This window comes from Pseudomonas sp. FW305-7 (genome assembly GCF_058786735.1).
This window is the reverse complement of record NZ_JBYSZA010000040.1, coordinates 1-18,101: the sequence shown is the minus strand read 5'-3', so window position 1 is coordinate 18,101 and position 18,101 is coordinate 1. Positions and strand designations below refer to the sequence as shown.

At 59.5% G+C, this 18,101-nt stretch carries 18 protein-coding genes; 8 read left to right on the top strand and 10 right to left on the bottom strand.

Annotation, left to right across the window (positions count from 1 at the left end):
• The first annotated feature begins 20 nt into the window (after nt 1-20).
• The 3 genes from AC3WMT_RS28635 to AC3WMT_RS28625 all read left to right on the top strand — a co-directional run bounded on the left by AC3WMT_RS28635 (nt 21) and on the right by AC3WMT_RS28625 (nt 1,249).
• Nucleotides 21-425: a hypothetical protein gene (locus AC3WMT_RS28635; protein ID WP_103306824.1), complete on the top strand. Its 405-nt coding sequence runs from the start codon at nt 21-23 to the stop codon at nt 423-425.
• A gap of 207 nt (nt 426-632) precedes the next feature.
• A complete protein-coding gene (locus AC3WMT_RS28630) occupies nt 633-845 on the top strand; it encodes a type II toxin-antitoxin system HicA family toxin (protein WP_103306823.1) in 213 nt (70 codons plus the stop codon).
• Entirely contained in the window at nt 845-1,249 is a 405-nt protein-coding gene (locus tag AC3WMT_RS28625; RefSeq protein ID WP_103306822.1) for a type II toxin-antitoxin system HicB family antitoxin, read from the top strand. Before AC3WMT_RS28630 ends, AC3WMT_RS28625 begins: the two co-directional genes overlap by 1 nt.
• A gap of 68 nt (nt 1,250-1,317) precedes the next feature.
• On the opposite strand, the gene AC3WMT_RS28620 is transcribed toward AC3WMT_RS28625, so the two are convergent.
• Nucleotides 1,318-2,505 (bottom strand): MFS transporter, encoded by a 1,188-nt coding sequence (locus AC3WMT_RS28620; protein WP_103306821.1) that lies wholly within the window; start codon nt 2,503-2,505, stop codon nt 1,318-1,320.
• A 243-nt stretch (nt 2,506-2,748) separates the two neighbouring features.
• Between AC3WMT_RS28620 and AC3WMT_RS28615 the strand changes: the two genes are divergently transcribed.
• On the top strand, nt 2,749-3,369 hold the full coding sequence (locus AC3WMT_RS28615; RefSeq protein WP_103306820.1) for a DUF5666 domain-containing protein: 621 nt from the start codon (nt 2,749-2,751) through the stop codon (nt 3,367-3,369).
• Nucleotides 3,370-3,554: 185 nt separating this feature from the next.
• Here AC3WMT_RS28615 and AC3WMT_RS28610 read toward each other — a convergent pair whose 3' ends face one another.
• The 8 genes from AC3WMT_RS28610 to gcl all read right to left on the bottom strand — a co-directional run bounded on the left by AC3WMT_RS28610 (nt 3,555) and on the right by gcl (nt 13,465).
• Nucleotides 3,555-4,553, bottom strand: a complete 999-nt coding sequence (locus AC3WMT_RS28610) for a sulfate ABC transporter substrate-binding protein (RefSeq protein ID WP_103306819.1) — start codon at nt 4,551-4,553, stop codon at nt 3,555-3,557.
• Between the two features lie 103 nt (nt 4,554-4,656).
• Nucleotides 4,657-5,481: an ion transporter gene (locus tag AC3WMT_RS28605; RefSeq protein ID WP_103306818.1), complete on the bottom strand. Its 825-nt coding sequence runs from the start codon at nt 5,479-5,481 to the stop codon at nt 4,657-4,659.
• A gap of 21 nt (nt 5,482-5,502) precedes the next feature.
• The gene (locus tag AC3WMT_RS28600; RefSeq protein WP_103306817.1) at nt 5,503-6,417 is read right to left on the bottom strand and encodes an urea transporter; all 915 of its coding nucleotides are present in this window, start codon (nt 6,415-6,417) and stop codon (nt 5,503-5,505) included.
• Between the two features lie 340 nt (nt 6,418-6,757).
• Complete coding sequence (pyk, locus tag AC3WMT_RS28595; RefSeq protein ID WP_103306816.1) at nt 6,758-8,173, bottom strand: pyruvate kinase; 1,416 nt, start codon at nt 8,171-8,173, stop codon at nt 6,758-6,760.
• Nucleotides 8,170-9,444 carry a glycerate kinase type-2 family protein gene (locus AC3WMT_RS28590; protein WP_103306815.1) on the bottom strand — a complete coding sequence of 425 codons (1,275 nt, stop codon included), beginning with the start codon at nt 9,442-9,444 and terminating at the stop codon, nt 8,170-8,172. Before AC3WMT_RS28590 ends, pyk begins: the two co-directional genes overlap by 4 nt.
• 170 nt (nt 9,445-9,614) lie before the next feature.
• Nucleotides 9,615-10,508 carry a 2-hydroxy-3-oxopropionate reductase gene (locus AC3WMT_RS28585; RefSeq protein ID WP_064594449.1) on the bottom strand — a complete coding sequence of 298 codons (894 nt, stop codon included), beginning with the start codon at nt 10,506-10,508 and terminating at the stop codon, nt 9,615-9,617.
• Nucleotides 10,509-10,731: 223 nt separating this feature from the next.
• Nucleotides 10,732-11,514 carry a hydroxypyruvate isomerase gene (gene hyi, locus AC3WMT_RS28580; RefSeq protein ID WP_103306813.1) on the bottom strand — a complete coding sequence of 261 codons (783 nt, stop codon included), beginning with the start codon at nt 11,512-11,514 and terminating at the stop codon, nt 10,732-10,734.
• Between the two features lie 175 nt (nt 11,515-11,689).
• Entirely contained in the window at nt 11,690-13,465 is a 1,776-nt protein-coding gene (gene gcl, locus AC3WMT_RS28575; protein ID WP_041479607.1) for a glyoxylate carboligase, read from the bottom strand.
• 268 nt (nt 13,466-13,733) lie between these two features.
• Between gcl and AC3WMT_RS28570 the strand changes: the two genes are divergently transcribed.
• The 3 genes from AC3WMT_RS28570 (at nt 13,734) to AC3WMT_RS28560 (ending at nt 16,098) form a co-directional block, all read left to right on the top strand.
• Nucleotides 13,734-14,174: a GlcG/HbpS family heme-binding protein gene (locus AC3WMT_RS28570; protein ID WP_103306812.1), complete on the top strand. Its 441-nt coding sequence runs from the start codon at nt 13,734-13,736 to the stop codon at nt 14,172-14,174.
• 95 nt (nt 14,175-14,269) lie between these two features.
• Nucleotides 14,270-15,340, top strand: a complete 1,071-nt coding sequence (locus AC3WMT_RS28565; RefSeq protein ID WP_103306811.1) for an alpha/beta hydrolase — start codon at nt 14,270-14,272, stop codon at nt 15,338-15,340.
• Nucleotides 15,341-15,639: 299 nt separating this feature from the next.
• Nucleotides 15,640-16,098 (top strand): REP-associated tyrosine transposase, encoded by a 459-nt coding sequence (locus tag AC3WMT_RS28560; RefSeq protein WP_103306810.1) that lies wholly within the window; start codon nt 15,640-15,642, stop codon nt 16,096-16,098.
• A gap of 266 nt (nt 16,099-16,364) precedes the next feature.
• Here AC3WMT_RS28560 and AC3WMT_RS28555 read toward each other — a convergent pair whose 3' ends face one another.
• Entirely contained in the window at nt 16,365-16,970 is a 606-nt protein-coding gene (locus AC3WMT_RS28555; protein WP_007919931.1) for a TetR/AcrR family transcriptional regulator, read from the bottom strand.
• A gap of 135 nt (nt 16,971-17,105) precedes the next feature.
• Here AC3WMT_RS28555 and AC3WMT_RS28550 point away from each other — a divergent pair, with 135 nt between their 5' ends.
• On the top strand, nt 17,106-18,020 hold the full coding sequence (locus AC3WMT_RS28550) for a DUF808 domain-containing protein (protein ID WP_103306809.1): 915 nt from the start codon (nt 17,106-17,108) through the stop codon (nt 18,018-18,020).
• Nucleotides 18,021-18,101 lie beyond the last annotated feature (81 nt).

Below are 18,101 nucleotides of genomic sequence, written 5' to 3'. Positions count from 1 at the left end.
AAAAACAGGAAAGCACCGCCATGCACACCATCGCCCGAATCACAGTCCTCACACTGGCCCTGGGCATGAGTGCATGTGCGGTGCAACGACCGGAACCGACCACCAACCTGCCGCCAATTCCGCCGTCGCAACCCAGCCCGACTCCGTCGACCTCACCGACACCGGGCAAAAGCATCCCCGCCAAACCGGCGAAACCGGTCCCGCGTACTTCGGCGAGCTTCGCTCCACCACCGGGTGGCAACAGCCATTGGGATCAGAAACTCGGCGTCTACGTCCTCGACGGCCAAACCAACACCTTCTACCGCCAACGCACCTACTTCCGCTGGAACAACGGCTGGAGCCGCTCCATCAGCCCCAACGGCCCGTGGGAAGACACCGACATCCACGGCGTGCCGCCGGGGTTGGGCAAGCAGTTCGGACAGTAATGAAAACGGCGATCTTCGGATCGCCGTTTTGCTGTGTGCCTGTTGGGTGCCCACAGAAATTGCTCATGGAAGTGCTGCACAGCGCTCAAGGTTTAGCGGTTTCAATCACACGCTGTAAAACAACCGGGCGTCGCTCTGCGGATTTCTATGCTTGAGTAAAGATAACTCTAGAGTTACTTTTAACGGGCCGAGGCAAGGAGGCGGTTGGTGCAAAGCAGGTTATTGATCAAGGAGCTGGAGGAGGCAGGATGGACGTTGGACAGGATTACCGGCAGCCAGCACATCTTCAGGCACCGTTACAACCCGTACACGATTCCCGTGCCTCATCCGAAAAAGGATTTACCGTTGGGGGCGGTCAAAAGTATCAGGAGGCGTGCCGGGCTGTACAACCCGCCAGCCAGTTTCGAAGGAGATCCATAATGCAATATCCCATCTGCATCGAGTGGGGTGATGAGAACACCGCCATCGGTATTCAGATCCCCGATATTCCCGGCGCTGTCACGGCGGGGGATAGCTTTGAAGATGCCTACAACGCAGCGGTTGAGATCGCACACATCATGCTGCAAGAGATCGCGGCGGACGGAGAGCCCATTCCGTTGCCAACTTCTGCGGCGGCACATCGCAACAATCCGGAATTCGCCGAGATGGGTTGGGGCATGCTGGAACTGGACATCTCGCCGTATCTTGGCAAAACCGAGAAGGTCAACGTGACGCTGCCCGGCTACGTGATCCAGCGAATTGATCGCTACGTGCGTGAGCATAACGTGAAAAGCCGCTCCTCCTTTCTGGCGGATGCGGCGATGGAAAAACTGGTTCGGTATTGAGTGACAACGCTCCCGCGGGATCAATGAGTAACCTGCGGGAGCGAGCCTGCTCGCGAAGCTTTTACGTCTTACGCCGTTGCCAATGAACCACGCTGCGAAACACTCAAAAACCGCAACAACGCCAACACCGGAAACGTGCTGCCGACAATCACGATCCACAACCAGCCGCCATGCTCGAATACCGCGCTGGCCACCGAAGAGCCGAAGGCGCCGCCGATGAAAATGCTGGTCATGTACAGCGCATTAAGGCGGCCACGGCTTTTCGCGTCCAGCGAGTACACCGCGCGTTGGCCAAGGACCATGTTCATCTGCACGCAGAAGTCGAGCACCACGCCGGTCACGGCCAGACCGATGACGCTGTAGGCCGGGTGGATAAAGGCGGGCAGGAAGCTCAGGCTGGCGAACACCATGGCCAGCAGCGAAGCAATGCGGGTATGGCCGGCGTCGGCCAGGCGTCCGCTGATCGGCGCGGCGATGGCTCCAATGGCGCCGACCAGGGCGAAGATCGCGATCTCGCTTTGCGACAGGCCATGGTTGCGTGCCAGCTCCAGTGGTACCGCAGTCCAGAACAGGCTGAAGGTGGCGAACATGCAGCCCTGATAAAACGCCCGCTGACGCAGCACCGGTTGCTGACGCAGCAGCGTCCACAGCGAGCCGATCAGTTGCGCGTAAGTGGCGCTGTGATCCGGTTGGCGCTTGGGCACAGTCAGGGCCAGCACCACGCTGATCGCCGCCATCAATGCCGCCGCGATCATGAACATCGCCCGCCAGCCGAAATGGTCCGCGACCACGCTCGACACTGGCCGCGCCAGCAGAATGCCCAGCAGCAAGCCGCCCATGATCCCGCCGACGACGCGTCCACGAGATTCTTCCGGCGCCAGATGTGCAGCTAGCGGAATCAGGATCTGTACCGACACCGAACTGAAGCCCACCAGCAACGAGATCAGCAGAAATACATTGGGCTGATCGGTGAACGCAGCACTGAGCAGGCTGGCAATCGCCACCACCGTGGTGATGATCATCAACCGACGGTTTTCCAGCAGATCGCCCAGCGGCACCAGGAAGAACAGGCCCAGCGCGTAACCGATCTGGGTCAGCGAGACGATGAAGCTGGCCATGGTGTCGGTCAGGCCGATGTCCGGCGCAATCAGGCCGATGATCGGCTGCGCGTAGTAGATGTTGGCAACAATGGCGCCGCAGCAGAAAGCGAACAGCAGCACCATTCCCCGGGTCATTGCGTGAGTTGTGGCGGTCATAAGGTTTCTCGATCCAGCGAAAGGGAATGCGGTGAGGCTATGGGACAAGCCAGGCGGGCAGAAGGCGCCTTCGATTGATATCAGTTATTCCGTTGCGGAATGACGGGCTGTCATCGGTTCAATGTTCTTCAGTGGACCTTGCGTCCGGCCGTTGACGGTCGATGATACATTCACTTACATCTTCTTCGATAGCGTGCTTATGTTTGCATCGACTTGTTGAACATTCATGACCGGAGGATTGCAATGTATCGTCAGATGCTTCGTTACACCGCAACCATAGCCATGCTCGGCTTGCTGGGCGCGAACAGCGTGCAAGCGGCCGACGCGCCGGGGATGCGCATTGGCGTGCGCGGCGAGATCACTGGCGTCAGCGCCGCCTCCTTGAAAGTCCACGTCAACAGTGGCGAGAACGTGGTGATCCAGTTGACCCAGGACACCAAGGTCCGCGCCGTGACCCTCGCCAATATCGAAGACATCAAGCCCGGCAGCTACATCGGCTCGGCGGCCATGCCACAGGAAGACGGCACGCTCAAGGCGTTGGAGGTGCATGTATTCCCGCCGGAGTTGGCTGGCAGCGGCGATGGACATCGGCCGTTTGATCTGGCCAAGGGCAGCAGCATGACCAATGGCAGTGTCGGTGATCTGGTGGTCAGCAATGGCCGGGTTTTGACGGTGAATTACAAGGGTGGCCAGCAGAAGATTCTGGTGCCGGAGGATGTGCCGATCGTTAATTTGATGCCGGGGGATCGCAGCTTGCTCAAGGTTGGGGTGAAGATCGTTTCGTTCGTGACGCAGAGTGCGGATGGCACGCTGACGGCGCAGTCGATTTCCGCTGGAAAGGATGGTGTAACCCCGCCGATGTAACTGCCTAAACACAATTCCCTGTAGGAGTGAGCCTGCTCGCGATAGCGGTCTGTCAGCCCCCAAATGTGCTGAATGATAGAACGCTATCGCGAGCAGGCTCACTCCTACATTGGGTTTGTGTTGGATTCAGATGTGCACAAAAAAGGCGACCACTGAGGGTCGCCTTTTTCATGTCAGCCTAAACCTTACTGCCCGCTGTAAATCTGATCGAAAACCCCACCATCATTGAAGTGCGTCTTCTGCACGGTGCGCCAGTCACCAAAAGTCTTCTCCACCGAAAGGAAATCAACTTTCGGGAAGCGGTCGGTGTACTTGGCCAGTACCGCCGGATCACGCGGACGCAGGTAGTTAGCGGCTGCAATTTCCTGACCTTCCGGCGACCACAGGTACTTCAGGTACTCGTCGGCAGCAGCGCGTGAACCTTTCTTGTCGACGACTTTATCGACCACGGACACCGGTGGCTCGGCCTCAGCAGAAACACTTGGGTAGATCACCTCAAACTGATCACGACCAAACTCGCGAGCGATCATTTCCGCTTCGTTTTCAAAGGTCACCAGCACGTCGCCGATCTGGTTGGTCATGAACGTGGTGGTCGCGGCGCGGCCACCGGTGTCGAGTACTGGCGCCTGCTTGAACAGTTTGCCAACGAAGTCCTTGGCCTTGTTCTCGTCACCGCCGTTCTTCAGCACATAACCCCAGGCCGAGAGGTAGGTGTAGCGGCCGTTGCCCGAGGTTTTCGGGTTCGGCACGATGACCTGCACGCCGTCCTTGAGCAGGTCCGGCCAGTCTTTCAGGGCTTTCGGATTGCCTTTTCGGACGATGAACACGGTGGCCGAGGTGAACGGCGCGCTGTTGTTCGGCAGACGGGTGACCCAGTCCTTCGGTACCAGTTGACCGTTGTCGGCGAGGGCATTGATGTCGGTGGCCATGTTCATGGTGATGACGTCAGCCGGCAGGCCATCGATCACCGAGCGCGCTTGCTTGCTCGAACCGCCGAAGGACATCTGTACGGTGATGTTTTCGTTGTGCTCGGCTTGCCAGTGCTTCTGGAACGCAGTGTTGTAGTCCTTGTAGAAATCGCGCATCACGTCGTAGGAAACGTTAAGCAGCGTCGGGGCTGCCTGAGCGATGTTGGCCAAGGCCAGGCCGGCGGCGAGAAGTGAGGCGCCAAAGAGTTTTTTCACTGCGCATTCCTTGTTTTATCTGTGTAGAAGCAGGGGTGATGTTCATTTGCCACTGACTATAACGGCGCCCGCATAGTCGTTTAAAGATTAAAAAGCTCTGTGCTTATTCCAGTTTCTTAAATAACGCATTGCCACAGCGCGAGCAGAACGCCGCGCCGTGTTCGTGGCTGTTTTTCTTGCACACCGGGCAGTCGTGTTGCAGCTGTTCACCGCGCATGGCGTTGGCCAGTTCGGCGGTGAAAATCCCCGTCGGCACGGCAATGATCGAATAACCGGTGATCATCACCAGCGATGAAATCACCTGGCCCAGCGGCGTCTTCGGCACGATGTCGCCGAAGCCCACCGTGGTCAGGGTCACGATAGCCCAATAGATGCCTTTGGGAATGCTGGTGAAGCCATGTTCCGGGCCTTCGATCACGTACATCAACGTGCCGAACACCGTCACCAGGGTGCAGACGCTGACCAGGAACACGACGATTTTCTGCTTGCTGCCGCGCAGCGCCGACATCAAATAGTTGGCCTGCTTGAGGTACGGACTGAGCTTGAGCACGCGGAAAATCCGCAGCATCCGAATGATCCGGATAATCAGCAGGTACTGCGCATCGCTGTAATACAGCGCGAGGATGCCCGGCACGATCGCCAGCAGGTCCACCAGTCCATAAAAACTGAAGGCATAGCGCAACGGCTTGGGCGAGCAGTACAGACGCAGGATGTACTCGCCGAGAAAGATGATCGTGAAGCCCCACTCGATGTACGCCAGCACATCGGCGTAGTTGCGGTGAACGCTGTCGATACTGTCGAGCATCACGATCACCAGACTGGCGAGGATGATCAACAGCAAGATGCCGTCGAAGCGCCGCCCGGCGAGGGTGTCGCTCTGGAAAATCATGACGTAAAGCCGTTCACGCCAGTTGCTGCTGCTGTCCATGGAAAACGCCTGAATCAAAGATCAGCGCAGCCTAGGTTGATTCTCCCCGTGAGCGCAAGACGCACTGTCTACCGTGGCTTTGCCGAGCATTTGAATCCCGGCGCGAATCAGCCAGCAGGCGAGGATGAACGGCGCGGTCAACGTGGCCAAGCCGATGGCGGCAAACAGCGGCGTGACCAGCAGTGCGAGGACGATGCCGACCAGCGGCAACCACGGTTGTTGGCGTTGGCTACTGAAGGCGAGGGCGGCGAGTACGGCGTTATAGCTGCCGAGGCCGAAAAGCGCAGCGCTGGTTTCGTGGTGTAGCAGGCTGGAGCCCAGGCCGACGGCAGATGCGAGCAGCGCCCAGCAGAAGGCGCGGCGATCCGCGATCAACAAACCGGCGGCGATCAGCGCGCCTGCCAATGGATGGTCGAGAAACATCACCTGGCCCAAGCCTCGGAGCTCGGCCGCGAGCAGGTTCAGCGTATTCATCTCGATGTGAGCCATCGGCGCTGACGGTTCAGCGAACAGCAACAACGCCCAGCTCATGGCCACGAACGGCGAGGTGTAGGCCGGTATGGATCGGCTGCGGTACACATATTTGAGCCATTGCTGCGTGAGCATCGCACTCAGGCCGCCGGCAGCGAGAATCAGCGGCGGCAGCATCGGCGACCAAGGGAAATACAGACTCAGCAACAGGCCGAGTAAAACGCCGTTGTAGCTGAACAGCCCGGCCTGGCGATCCGCCTTGGCGTAGTTGCGTCGTTGTGCGGTGAGCAACCCGGCGACAGCACCGAGCAGCGCACCGGCAAACAGCACGGGCGCAGTGAGCAGGATCGCCAAGAGGCACAGCAGGCCGCACAGCGGATGGCGCTGAAGGAATATCTGACTGAAACCGTTGAGCAAAGCCTCGGCCCAGTCGGGGCAGTGGGTGTTGAAATGATTGGCAGGCATGGCAGTTCTAAAAAGTCAGTGAAACCGAGTCGCCTGCTTCGCCAGCAGGCTGGCTCCCACATTGAATCTTTGTTCAGTCATTGATTTTGTGGTGCTCACAAATCAACTGTGGGAGCGAGCCTGCTCGCGAAGAGGCCAGTAAAAACAATGAATCTCTTTGTTATATGAATCTCTGTGGCGAGGGAGCTTGCTCCCGCTGGGTCGCGTAGCGGCCCCAACATGGGTTGATGCGGTTTTTCTGTGAAAACCGTCATGCCCTAAAAGCGACGACTGCTGTGCAGTCGAGCGGGACGGTGCGACGACTCGACGAGCTCCCTCGCCACAGGTTGTGTAGCTTTCTTTAGATCAACGTTTCGATCCGCAGCGAGTTAGTCGATCCAGGCTGCCCGAACGGCACACCCGCCGTGATCAGCAGCGTGTCGCCACGCTCGGCCATGCCTTGTGCCTGGGCGATTTCCAGCGCGGTCGAGCAGACTTCGTCGACCTGACGCAGGCGATCGTTGACCACCGAGTGAATGCCCCACGCCACGCTCAAACGCCGCGCCGTCTGCAGGTTCGGCGTCAGGTTGAGGATTGGCGCTTTCGGCCGTTCCCGCGATGCACGCAAACTCGACGCGCCCGACTCGCTGTAGTTGACCAGCACCGCCACTGGCAGCACGTTGCTGATGCGACGGATCGCGCAGCTGATCGCATCGGAAACGGTCGCTTCAGCTTTCGGCCGACTCACGTCCAGTTGAGTCTGATAATCCGGGCCGTTTTCCACCTGACGGATGATCTTGCTCATCATCTGCACGGCTTCCAGCGGGTACTCGCCGGATGCGGTTTCCGCCGACAGCATCACCGCATCGGCACCTTCGGCCACGGCGTTGGCAACGTCAGTCACTTCAGCGCGGGTCGGGGCAGGGGAGAAGCGCATCGACTCCAGCATCTGCGTCGCCACCACCACCGGTTTACCCAGTTCGCGGCAGGTGGTGATGATGTTTTTCTGAATCTGCGGCACGCTTTCCGCCGGCACTTCAACGCCGAGGTCACCACGGGCCACCATGATCGCGTCGCTCAGTTCGGCAATCTCGCGCAGCTGTTCAACCGCCGACGGCTTCTCGATCTTCGCCATCAGGAACGCTTTGTCGCCGATCAGTTCGCGGGCTTCGAGGATGTCTTGCGGACGCTGCACGAACGACAGCGCAACCCAGTCCACACCCAGCTCCAGACCGAAACTCAAATCGCGACGATCCTTGGCGGTCAGCGGGCTCAGGTCGAGTACCGCTTGCGGCACATTGACGCCTTTGCGGTCCGACAACTCGCCACCGTTGAGCACGGTGGTGTCGATCGCGTCGTGGTATTTGGTCACCACGCGCAGACGCAGTTTGCCGTCGTCGAGCAGCAGATCCATGCCTGCTTCCAGTGCGGCGATGATTTCTGGATGCGGCAGATTCACCCGGCGTTCATCGCCCGGTGTCGCGTCCAGATCGAGGCGGAATGCCTGACCGCGATGCAACTGCACCTTGCCGTCGGCGAACTTGCCGACGCGCAGTTTCGGCCCTTGCAAGTCCATCAGAATGCCCAGCGGGTAGTTGAGCTGGCGCTCGACTTCGCGGATCCACTGATAACGCTTGGCGTGGTCGGCGTGATCGCCGTGGCTGAAGTTGAGGCGGAAGATGTTGACCCCGGCCTCGACCAGCTCGCGGATGTCTTCGATGCCATCGACCGCAGGCCCGAGTGTGGCGAGGATTTTGACCTTTTTATCAGGCGTCATGATTTAGAACTCTCGAGGATCAGAATGGCGCGGAAGTCGTTGACGTTGGTGCGGGTCGGCTCGGTGACGATCAGCGCATCGAGCGCTGCGAAATAGCCGTAGCCGTTATTGTTATCCAGCTCATCGCTGGCGCTCAGACCGAGGGCGGCGGCGCGGGCGTAGCTGTCCGGGGTCATGATGGCGCCGGCGTTGTCTTCCGAGCCGTCGATGCCGTCGGTGTCACCGGCCAGGGCATAGACGCCGGGCTGGCCTTTGAGGCTGTCGGTCAGGCTGAGAAGGAATTCGGCGTTGCGTCCGCCACGGCCATTGCCGCGCACGGTGACGGTGGTTTCGCCACCGGAGAGAATCACGCACGGCGCGGCGAGTGGCTGGCCATGGTTGATGATCTGCCGAGCGATGCCGGCGTGGACTTTCGCCACTTCACGGGATTCACCTTCGAGGTCGCCGAGGATCAGCGTACTGAAACCGGCCTGACGGCATTTCACCGCAGCGGCGTCCAGCGATTGCTGCGGACGGGCGATCAACTGGAAGTGACTGCGGGCGAGACTCGGATCACCGGGTTTTACGGTTTCCGACTCAGGGCTTTGCAACCAGTTGCGCACGGATGCCGGGATCTCGATGCCGTAGCGCTTGATGATCGCCAGCGCTTCGGTGGAGGTGCTTGGGTCGGCCACGGTCGGGCCGGAAGCGATGACCGTAGCGAGGTCGCCTGGTACATCGGAAATCGCATAGGTATAAACCGTCGCAGGCCAGCAGGCCTTGCCCAGGCGGCCGCCCTTGATCGCCGAGAGGTGCTTGCGCACGCAGTTCATCTCGCCGATGGTCGCACCGGATTTGAGCAGGGCCTTGTTGATCGATTGCTTGTCGGCGAGGGTGATGCCTGCGGCCGGCAAGGCGAGCAGGGCAGAGCCGCCGCCAGACAACAGGAAGATCACACGGTCGTCTTCAGTCAGGTTGCTGACCAGCTCGAGCACGCGTTTGGCCACGGCCAGACCGGCAGCGTCCGGCACCGGATGCGCGGCTTCGACCACTTCGATTTTTTCGCACGGGGCGCCGTGACCGTAACGGGTCACTACCAGGCCAGAGACTTCACCTTCCCAGCAGCGCTCGACCACTTGCGCCATGGCAGCGGCGGCTTTGCCGGCACCGATGACGATCACGCGGCCAGTGCGGTCGGCGGGCAGATGAGCTTCGAGGACTTGGTTCGGATGGGCCGCGTCGATGGCTGTGGCAAACAGCTCGCGCAGCAGTTGTTGCGGATCGACCGACATGGCGGGCTCCCGGAATTCTTGTTATTGGAGTGGAGCGACAACGGTGCAGCGACCCGCTCCCTGTGGGAGCTGGCTTGCCAGCGATTCAGGCGCTGCGGTCTTGCAGGCAGACCGCGTCGATGCCATCGCGGGCAAGCCCGCTCCCACAGGGAGTGAGCCAGAGGCGCAGATTATTTTTTGTCGCGAATCGAGAAGTTGGCCATGTGTTCCAGACCTTTGATCAGCGCCGAGTGGTCCCAGTTGCTGCCACCGATGGCCGCGCAGGTGCTGAACACTTGCTGGGCGTTGGCGGTGTTCGGCAGGTTGATGTTCAGCTCCTTGGCGCCTTGCAGGGCCAGGTTCAGGTCCTTCTGGTGCAGGCTGATGCGGAAGCCTGGATCGAAGGTGCCTTTGATCATGCGCTCGCCGTGTACTTCGAGAATCTTCGAGGAAGCGAAACCGCCCATCAGCGCTTCACGCACCTTGGCTGGATCAGCACCGTTTTTCGAAGCGAACAGCAGGGCTTCAGCGACGGCCTGAATGTTCAGCGCTACGATAATCTGGTTCGCGACTTTGGCAGTCTGACCGTCGCCATTGCCACCCACCAGGGTGATGTTTTTGCCCATGGCCTGGAACAGCGGCAGGGCGCGTTCGAAGGCATCGGCGTCGCCACCGACCATGATGCTCAGGGTCGCAGCTTTGGCGCCGACTTCACCGCCGGACACTGGTGCGTCGAGGTACTGCGCGCCTTTCTCGTTGATCTTCGCGGCGAACGCCTTGGTGGCGGTCGGCGAGATCGAGCTCATGTCGATGACGACTTTGCCTTTGCCAATGCCGGCCGCCACGCCGTCGGCGCGGAACAGCACGTCGTCGACCTGTGGGGTATCCGGGACCATGACGATGATGAATTCAGCTTCCTGCGCCACTTCGCGCGGGTTGGCCAGGGCGACGGCGCCAGCGGCAACCAGATCAGCCGGGGCGGCGTCGTGATGCGCCGACAGGAACAGGCTGTGACCGGCTTTCTGCAGGTTCGCCGCCATTGGGTGGCCCATGATGCCGGTGCCGATAAATCCGATTTTAGCCATGAGAAAATCCTCTTGTTTTTGTCTTTCCCCCGGTTTGCAACCGATGGGCTTTTGTGGCGAGGGGATTTATCCCCGATGGGCAGCGAAGCTGCCCCAGTTTTTAGCGCCAATCAGTTCCAATCCCGGGTGCAGGTTTTACGACTGCTGCGCAGCCGGTCGGGGATAAATCCCCTCACCACAGGGGATCTGGTTTCAAGTCCAGACCCATGTTGAAAACTCGAACTCAGATTGCGTTGTGGGTCTTCAACCAGCCGAGGCCCGCTTCAGTGGTAGTCAGCGGCTTGTACTCGCAACCCACCCAACCCTGATAACCGATGCGGTCGAGGTGTTCGAACAGGAAGCGGTAGTTGATTTCACCGGTGCCCGGCTCGTTGCGCCCCGGGTTGTCCGCGAGTTGCACATGGTTGATCTCGCCCAGGTGCGATTGCAGGGTGCGGGCCAGATCGCCTTCCATGATTTGCATGTGATAGATGTCGTATTGCAGGAACAGATTGGCACTGCCGACCTGCTCGCGAATCGACAGGGCTTGCGCCGTGTTGTTCAGGTAGAAGCCCGGGATGTCGCGGGTGTTGATCGCTTCCATCACCAGTTTGATGCCCGCTGCCTGCAGCTTGTCGGCCGCGTACTTGAGGTTGGCGACGAAGGTCTTTTCTACCGTGGCATCGTCAACGCTTTGCGGACGGATACCGGCCAGGCAGTTGACCTGGGTATTGCCCAGTACTTGTGCGTAAGCGATGGCCAGATCGACCCCGGCGCGGAACTCTTCAACGCGATCCGGCAGGCAGGCGATACCGCGCTCGCCCTTGGCCCAGTCACCGGCCGGCAGGTTGAACAACACTTGGGTCAGACCATTGGCGTCGAGCTTGGCCTTGATTTCGGCAGAGCTGAAGTCGTACGGGAACAGGTATTCAACGCCCGAGAAACCGGCCTTGGCGGCGGCGTCGAAACGGGCAAGGAAATCCTGTTCGGTGAACAGCATGGACAGGTTGGCTGCGAAACGCGGCATGGTGGTCTCCCGTAAATCTTGTGAGGTTCCCCATTTGGGAGCGAGCTTGTGTGGCGAGGGAGCTTGCTCCCGCTGGGCTGCGTAGCAGACCCAGGATTTCAGGGCCGCTTCGCGCCCCAGCGGGAGCAAGCTCCCTCGCCACATGGCCCGCTCCCACTGGGAGAGCGGTCAGCAGTTAGTCGAGCAGCGAAATCGCCGTTGGCGCATCGTTGCCGACCAGCGCCAGGTCTTCGAACTCGTTGACAGCGTTGATCTCGGTACCCATGGAGATGTTGGTCACACGCTCCAGAATGATCTCGACGATCACTGGCACCTTGAACTCTTCGATCATCTGTTCGGCCTTGCGCAGGGCAGGGGCGATTTCCGACGGTTCGAACACACGCAGCGCCTTGCAGCCGAGTCCTTCGGCCACTGCAATGTGGTCAACCCCGTAACCGTTGAGTTCCGGCGCGTTCAGGTTATCGAAGGACAGCTGCACGCAGTAGTCCATTTCGAACCCGCGCTGGGCCTGACGGATCAGACCCAGGTACGAGTTGTTCACCACGACGTGGATGTAAGGCAGTTTGAACTGAGCGCCGACCGCCAGTTCTTCGATCATGAACTGGAAGTCATAGTCCCCCGACAGGGCCACGACTTTCCGGCTCGGATCGGCCTTGACCACGCCCAGCGCTGCCGGAATGGTCCAGCCCAACGGGCCTGCCTGGCCGCAGTTGATCCAGTGACGCGGCTTGTAGACGTGCAGGAACTGCGCGCCGGCAATCTGCGACAGACCAATGGTGCTGACGTAGCAGGTGTCTTTGCCGAATACCTGGTTCATCTCTTCATAAACGCGCTGCGGTTTGACCGGCACGTTGTCGAAGTGGGTCTTGCGGTGCAGGCTGGCTTTGCGCTGCTGGCAATCCTGCAGCCAGGCACTGCGGTTTTTCAGTTTGCCGGCGGCTTGCCATTCACGGGCCACTTCGATGAACACGGTCAGTGCAGCAGCGGCGTCGGACACGATGCCCAGATCCGGCGTGAACACACGACCAATCTGCGTGCCTTCGATGTCGACGTGAATGAACTTGCGGCCTTCGGTGTAGACGTCAACCGAACCGGTGTGACGGTTGGCCCAACGGTTACCGATACCCAGCACCACGTCGGATTTGAGCATCGTGGCGTTGCCGTAACGGTGCGAAGTCTGCAGGCCGACCATGCCGACCATCAGCGGGTGATCGTCCGGGATGGTGCCCCAGCCCATCAGGGTCGGGATAACCGGGATACCGGTCAGCTCAGCGAACTCGACCAGCAGGTCGCTGGCGTCAGCGTTGATGATGCCGCCGCCGGCCACCAGCAGTGGGCGCTCAGCCTGATCGAGCAGAGCCAAGGCCTTCTCGACCTGAACGCGGGTCGCGGTCGGTTTGGCCAGCGGCAGTGGCTGGTAAGCGTCGATGTCGAATTCGATTTCGGCCATCTGCACGTCGAACGGCAGATCGATCAGCACAGGGCCTGGACGGCCAGAGCGCATTTCATAGAAAGCTTTCTGGAACGCGTAAGGCACCTGGCCCGGCTCCAGAACAGTGGTCGCCCACTTGGTGACGGGCTTGACGATGCTGGTGATGTCGACCGCCTGGAAGTCTTCCTTGTGCATACGGGCGCGGGGTGCCTGGCCGGTAATGCAGAGGATTGGAATCGAGTCGGCCGAGGCGCTGTAGAGCCCGGTGACCATGTCGGTACCGGCAGGGCCGGAAGTACCGATGCACACGCCGATATTGCCGGCCTTGGTGCGGGTGTAGCCCTCGGCCATGTGCGAGGCGCCTTCAACGTGGCGAGCGAGGACGTGATCGATGCCACCGACTTTCTGCAAGGCGGAGTACAGTGGGTTGATGGCAGCGCCCGGGATGCCAAAAGCGGTATCAACCCCTTCACGGCGCATCACCAGAACGGCGGCTTCGATTGCTCTCATTTTGCTCATGGTTTTGTGCCTCTTTACGTTTTGTAATTGTATACAAGTGGCTTTGCGCAGAGTGTATTCACGGCGGACGGCGCAGGTCAATCCATTTTCTCAAGCGCCTGTTTCATTCGTCGGAAGCCTGTATGACTGTGGCTTTTCGTCGCATGTGGCGCTTTTCGAGAATTATTGTATACAAAAAAATAACTCATTGTGTTCTATTTGTTGCATCGGGCTGCGGCAGAAAACCGCAGACCCACGACTTTCCCAATAACAAAATGAGGACGGCACCATGAGCGCTTTAACCTTGAAAGTCGCAGTCAACCTGGTCAACCAGGCCATCAGCGCCGGGCGGGGCATCAACGCCGCGCCGCTGACTATCGCGGTACTCGATACCGGCGGGCACCTGATCACTCTGCAACGCGAAGACGGCGCCAGCCTGCTGCGCCCGCAGATCGCCATCGGCAAAGCCTGGGGCGCCATCGCGCTGGGCAAGGGCTCACGCCTGTTGGCGCTCGACGCGCAACAACGTCCGGCGTTTATTGCCGCGCTGAACAGCATGGGCCAGGGCAGCGTTGTGCCGGCACCGGGTGGTGTGCTGATCCGCGATCAGGCGGGGAACGTGCTGGGTGCGATCGGCATCAGCGGCGATCTGTCGGACATCGATGAACAGGTCGCGATCAAAGCGGTGGAGGCGCTGGATTTGAAAGCGGACGCGGGAGTGGCTTCTTGATCTGAACGCAATCACCCCGGTTGGCATTGAGGTGGTGACGAATCGGGGTGGCGTCGATAGACTGCCGCCCCGTTTTTGTATCAAGGAAGATCAGCGTGAAAACGCTCATTCGTATTTCTCTGGCCACGGCCATGACCCTCTGCACGACCTTTCTGCACGCCGCCGAACCGCTGGACGCCGACGAAATCGCGTTCCAGGCGCTTAGCCCGGTGGTGTCCGCGTTGCTCAATGCCGACGATGTGTCCGAGTTGATGGAACGGGCCGAGAAGCTCGAAGACACCGATACGCTGCAGGCGATTGCGGTTTATCTGGCGGCCACCCGTGAAGATCCCAAGCAACTGAAGGCGCCTTACCAGGTCGCTGCACTGTTTGCCCGCCGTGGCGATGACAAGCTGGCCCTGCGCTTTCTCAAAGAGGCCGATGATCGCGGCCTGTGGTTCGGCCCGTTGCTGGCCGGTGACGAGGATTTCTCCGAGTTGCGCGACACCGCCACCTATAAATCCGTGCTGGCCAATGCTCAGGAGCGCTACAAGAAAATCGCCGTCGGCAAGGTCGGCGCGATTTCGGTGCTCAACCCGTCTGTCGGCATTCCCGCGCCCAAAGCTTGCCGTCCGGTCGTGGTGTGGCTGCACGGTTACGGCATCAACGGTGAACTGGATGAAAGTGATCAGCCACTGGCAGATACCGGGGCAATCATTCTCGGCATCAATGGCACGGAAATGATCAATGCCACCAACAGTTTCCGCTGGATCGGCCCGGGTTTCGAAGGCACGCACAAGGTTGTACAGAAAGGCTTGAAAGAGCTGGAAGCGCAGCAGTGCATCGACCGCAAACGCGTCTACCTGATGGGCTTCTCCCAGGGTTCGCAACACGCGGGTGCCTTGCTGGCCCAGCATCCGGAGGATTACGCGGGTGCGCTGCTGGTCTCACCCGGCGGCATGCAGCCGACCCCAACAGTGAGCAAGGCTCGTGGCAAAAGGGTGTTTGTGATCAACGGTAAAAAAGAAGGGCCGGGCAATCAGCAGATGACGGTCGATTTCCGCCAGCTGTTCAGTGACGGCAATGAGGTGAAGTCCCGTACCCATGAAGGTGGACACTTCTACCCGGATGACTGGAAAACTTCGTTTCCGCAGGCGCTGCGTTGGGTGATGGGCGAGGAGGGGTGAAACGAAAGATCGCCGCGGATGTGCAGTGAATGCATGTTCTCTGGCGTCTGATCGATAGCCATCGCTGGCAAGCCAGCTCCCACAGGTTTCTGTGTTGAACGTGGGTTTTGCGAACAACACAAACCAACTGCCACAGGTTTATGTGTTGAAACCAGATTCAGCGAGCAACACAAATCCCTGTGGGAGCTGGCTTGCCAGCGATGGCGGACTGACTGACACATCAAGATAAAAGACTGGCACAGCCAGATAGACCACTGAGGTCTAGCCTTCTGATGAACACATCATGAAGGGGCAATGGATTGCCTGATCTTCCCGCATCACATCGTCTGCGAACCGGCCGCTATGCCGAGCACCATCGAATCTACTTACTGACCACTAACACACTAGATCGCGAACCGATCTTTTCCGATTTCGCGTTGGGCCGATTGGTTGTTCGGCAGTTTCGTCGGGCGCAAGATCTTGGACTGGCAAAATCATTGGCGTGGGTTGTCATGCCTGACCATTTCCATTGGCTTGTCGAATTGGAGAATTGTTCTCTGCACAAGTTGATGCGCGAGACCAAGTCCCTGATTACGCGTGAAGTGAATCTTTCAAGTGGTAGAAGTGGGCCGCTTTGGCAGCAGGGTTTCCATGATCGCGCATTGAGGCGGGAAGATGATCTGGTGAAAATGGCGCGCTATGTAGTGGCCAACCCATTGCGGGCAGGCTTGGTGGAAAAGCTTGGCGACTATCCACTGTGGGATGCTATCTGGGTTTAATCCAGGACCGAGTCGCCGCCATCGCTGGCAAGCCAGCTCCCACAGGTTTCTGTGTTGAACCCAGATTCAGCAAACAGCACAAATCCCTGTGGGAGCTGTGTTGAACCCAGATTCAGCAAACAGCACAAATCCCTGTGGGAGCTGTGTTGAACCCAGATTCAGCAAACAGCACAAATCCATGTGGGAGCTGTGTTGAACGCAGATTCAGTAAACAATACAAATCCCTGTGGGAGCTGGCTTGCCAGCGATAGCCGCACCACGGTCTATCAGTCCGGCTCACACCCTTTGAGCACCAATCGAATAATCGTCTGCGCTGCCGCCTCGTAATCCGCCTCGTCCAGCTTGTCCTTGCCGGTGACTGCAGAAATCTGCCAGTCGAAGTCGGCGTAGGTCTGGGTCGCGGCCCAGATGCTGAACATCAGATGATTGGGGTCTATCGGGGCGATCTGGCCACGGTCGATCCAGCTCTGGATGCAGTCGATGTTGTGCTTGGCCTGGCCGTTGAGCTGCTCGACCAGATCGGCGCTCAGGTGCGGGGCGCCGTGCATGATTTCGCTGGCGAAGACCTTGGAGGCGAAGGGCAGGTCGCGGGAGATGCGGATCTTCGAGCGGATGTAGCCGCTGAGCACTTCGCTCGGCACGCCATCCGGGTTGAACGGTGTCGACGCTTGCAGAATCGGCACGATGATACTTTCCAGCACCTCGCGATAGAGGTTTTCCTTGGACTTGAAGTAGTAGTAGACGTTGGGCTTGGGCAATCCTGCCTTGGCGGCGATGTCGCTGGTTTTGGTCGCAGCGAAGCCCTTGTCGGCAAACTCCTCACTGGCGGCACGCAGGATCAGTTCTTTGTTGCGCTCGCGGATTGTGCTCATAAACCCGGTGGTTCCTTGCCTGTTCTGGCGGTTGCGCATGGTAGCACCGGCCTCGCGCGACGCTCAAGAATGCCCCGTGTGGTCTGTGGTCGCGTTATGCTTCGCAACATTCATACATAGAAGGAAACAGGATTCATGGCAGGAAGCAGTTTGCTGGTGCTGGTCGACGATATTGCCACCGTGCTGGATGACGTGGCGTTGATGAGCAAAATGGCCGCCAAGAAGACCGCCGGGGTGCTCGGCGACGACTTGGCGCTGAATGCCCAGCAAGTCTCCGGCGTGCGCGCCGAGCGGGAAATTCCCGTGGTCTGGGCGGTGGCCAAGGGCTCGTTCGTCAACAAACTGATTCTGGTGCCGTCGGCGTTGGCGATCAGTGCGTTCGTGCCTTGGCTGGTGACGCCGCTGTTGATGGTCGGTGGCGCGTACCTGTGTTTCGAAGGTTTCGAGAAGCTCGCGCACAAATTCCTGCACAGCAAGACTGAAGATGACGCCGAGCACGCGCAGCTGACCGAGGCCGTAGCCGATCCGGCCACTGATCTGGTGGCGTACGAGAAGGACAAGATCAAAGGCGCGATCCGCACCGACTTCATTCTTTCGGCAGAAATCATCGCGATCACTCTGGGCACGGTGGCCGATGCCTCGCTGACTCAGCAGGTCATCGTGATGTCGGGCATCGCGATTGTCATGACCGTCGGCGTTTACGGTCTGGTGGCGGGCATCGTCAAGCTCGACGACCTCGGCTTGTGGCTGACGCAGAAGCCTGGGCAAGTGGCCAGAAAAATCGGCAGCGGTATTTTGACGGCGGCGCCGTACATGATGAAAACCCTGTCGGTGGTGGGCACGGCGGCGATGTTCCTGGTCGGCGGCGGCATCCTCACTCACGGCATTCCAGTGGTGCATCACTGGATTGAAAGCGTTGGCGCGGCGGCGGGAAGTGCCGGCTTTGTGGTGCCGATGCTGCTCAACGGTGTAGCGGGGATTATTGCCGGTGCAGTGGTGTTGGCGGTTGTCTCGGTCGTTGGCAAGATCTGGAAAGCAGTAAAGAACTAACCTACAACACAAAACCTTTGTAGGAGTGAGCCTGCTCGCGATAGCGGTGTGTCAGTCATGACCTGACACACCGCTATCGCG

Bases quoted from the DNA above. Each gene is read 5' to 3' on its own strand.
- AC3WMT_RS28635 (WP_103306824.1), top strand. From the start codon at position 21: ATGCACACCATCGCCCGAATCACAGTCCTCACACTGGCCCTGGGCATG.
- AC3WMT_RS28625 (WP_103306822.1), top strand. From the start codon at position 845: ATGCAATATCCCATCTGCATCGAGTGGGGTGATGAGAACACCGCCATC.
- AC3WMT_RS28620 (WP_103306821.1), bottom strand. From the start codon at position 2,505: ATGACCGCCACAACTCACGCAATGACCCGGGGAATGGTGCTGCTGTTC.
- AC3WMT_RS28615 (WP_103306820.1), top strand. From the start codon at position 2,749: ATGTATCGTCAGATGCTTCGTTACACCGCAACCATAGCCATGCTCGGC.
- AC3WMT_RS28605 (WP_103306818.1), bottom strand. From the start codon at position 5,481: ATGGACAGCAGCAGCAACTGGCGTGAACGGCTTTACGTCATGATTTTC.
- AC3WMT_RS28600 (WP_103306817.1), bottom strand. From the start codon at position 6,417: ATGCCTGCCAATCATTTCAACACCCACTGCCCCGACTGGGCCGAGGCT.
- pyk (WP_103306816.1), bottom strand. From the start codon at position 8,173: ATGACGCCTGATAAAAAGGTCAAAATCCTCGCCACACTCGGGCCTGCG.
- AC3WMT_RS28590 (WP_103306815.1), bottom strand. From the start codon at position 9,444: ATGTCGGTCGATCCGCAACAACTGCTGCGCGAGCTGTTTGCCACAGCC.
- AC3WMT_RS28585 (WP_064594449.1), bottom strand. From the start codon at position 10,508: ATGGCTAAAATCGGATTTATCGGCACCGGCATCATGGGCCACCCAATG.
- hyi (WP_103306813.1), bottom strand. From the start codon at position 11,514: ATGCCGCGTTTCGCAGCCAACCTGTCCATGCTGTTCACCGAACAGGAT.
- gcl (WP_041479607.1), bottom strand. From the start codon at position 13,465: ATGAGCAAAATGAGAGCAATCGAAGCCGCCGTTCTGGTGATGCGCCGT.
- AC3WMT_RS28570 (WP_103306812.1), top strand. From the start codon at position 13,734: ATGAGCGCTTTAACCTTGAAAGTCGCAGTCAACCTGGTCAACCAGGCC.
- AC3WMT_RS28555 (WP_007919931.1), bottom strand. From the start codon at position 16,970: ATGAGCACAATCCGCGAGCGCAACAAAGAACTGATCCTGCGTGCCGCC.
- AC3WMT_RS28550 (WP_103306809.1), top strand. From the start codon at position 17,106: ATGGCAGGAAGCAGTTTGCTGGTGCTGGTCGACGATATTGCCACCGTG.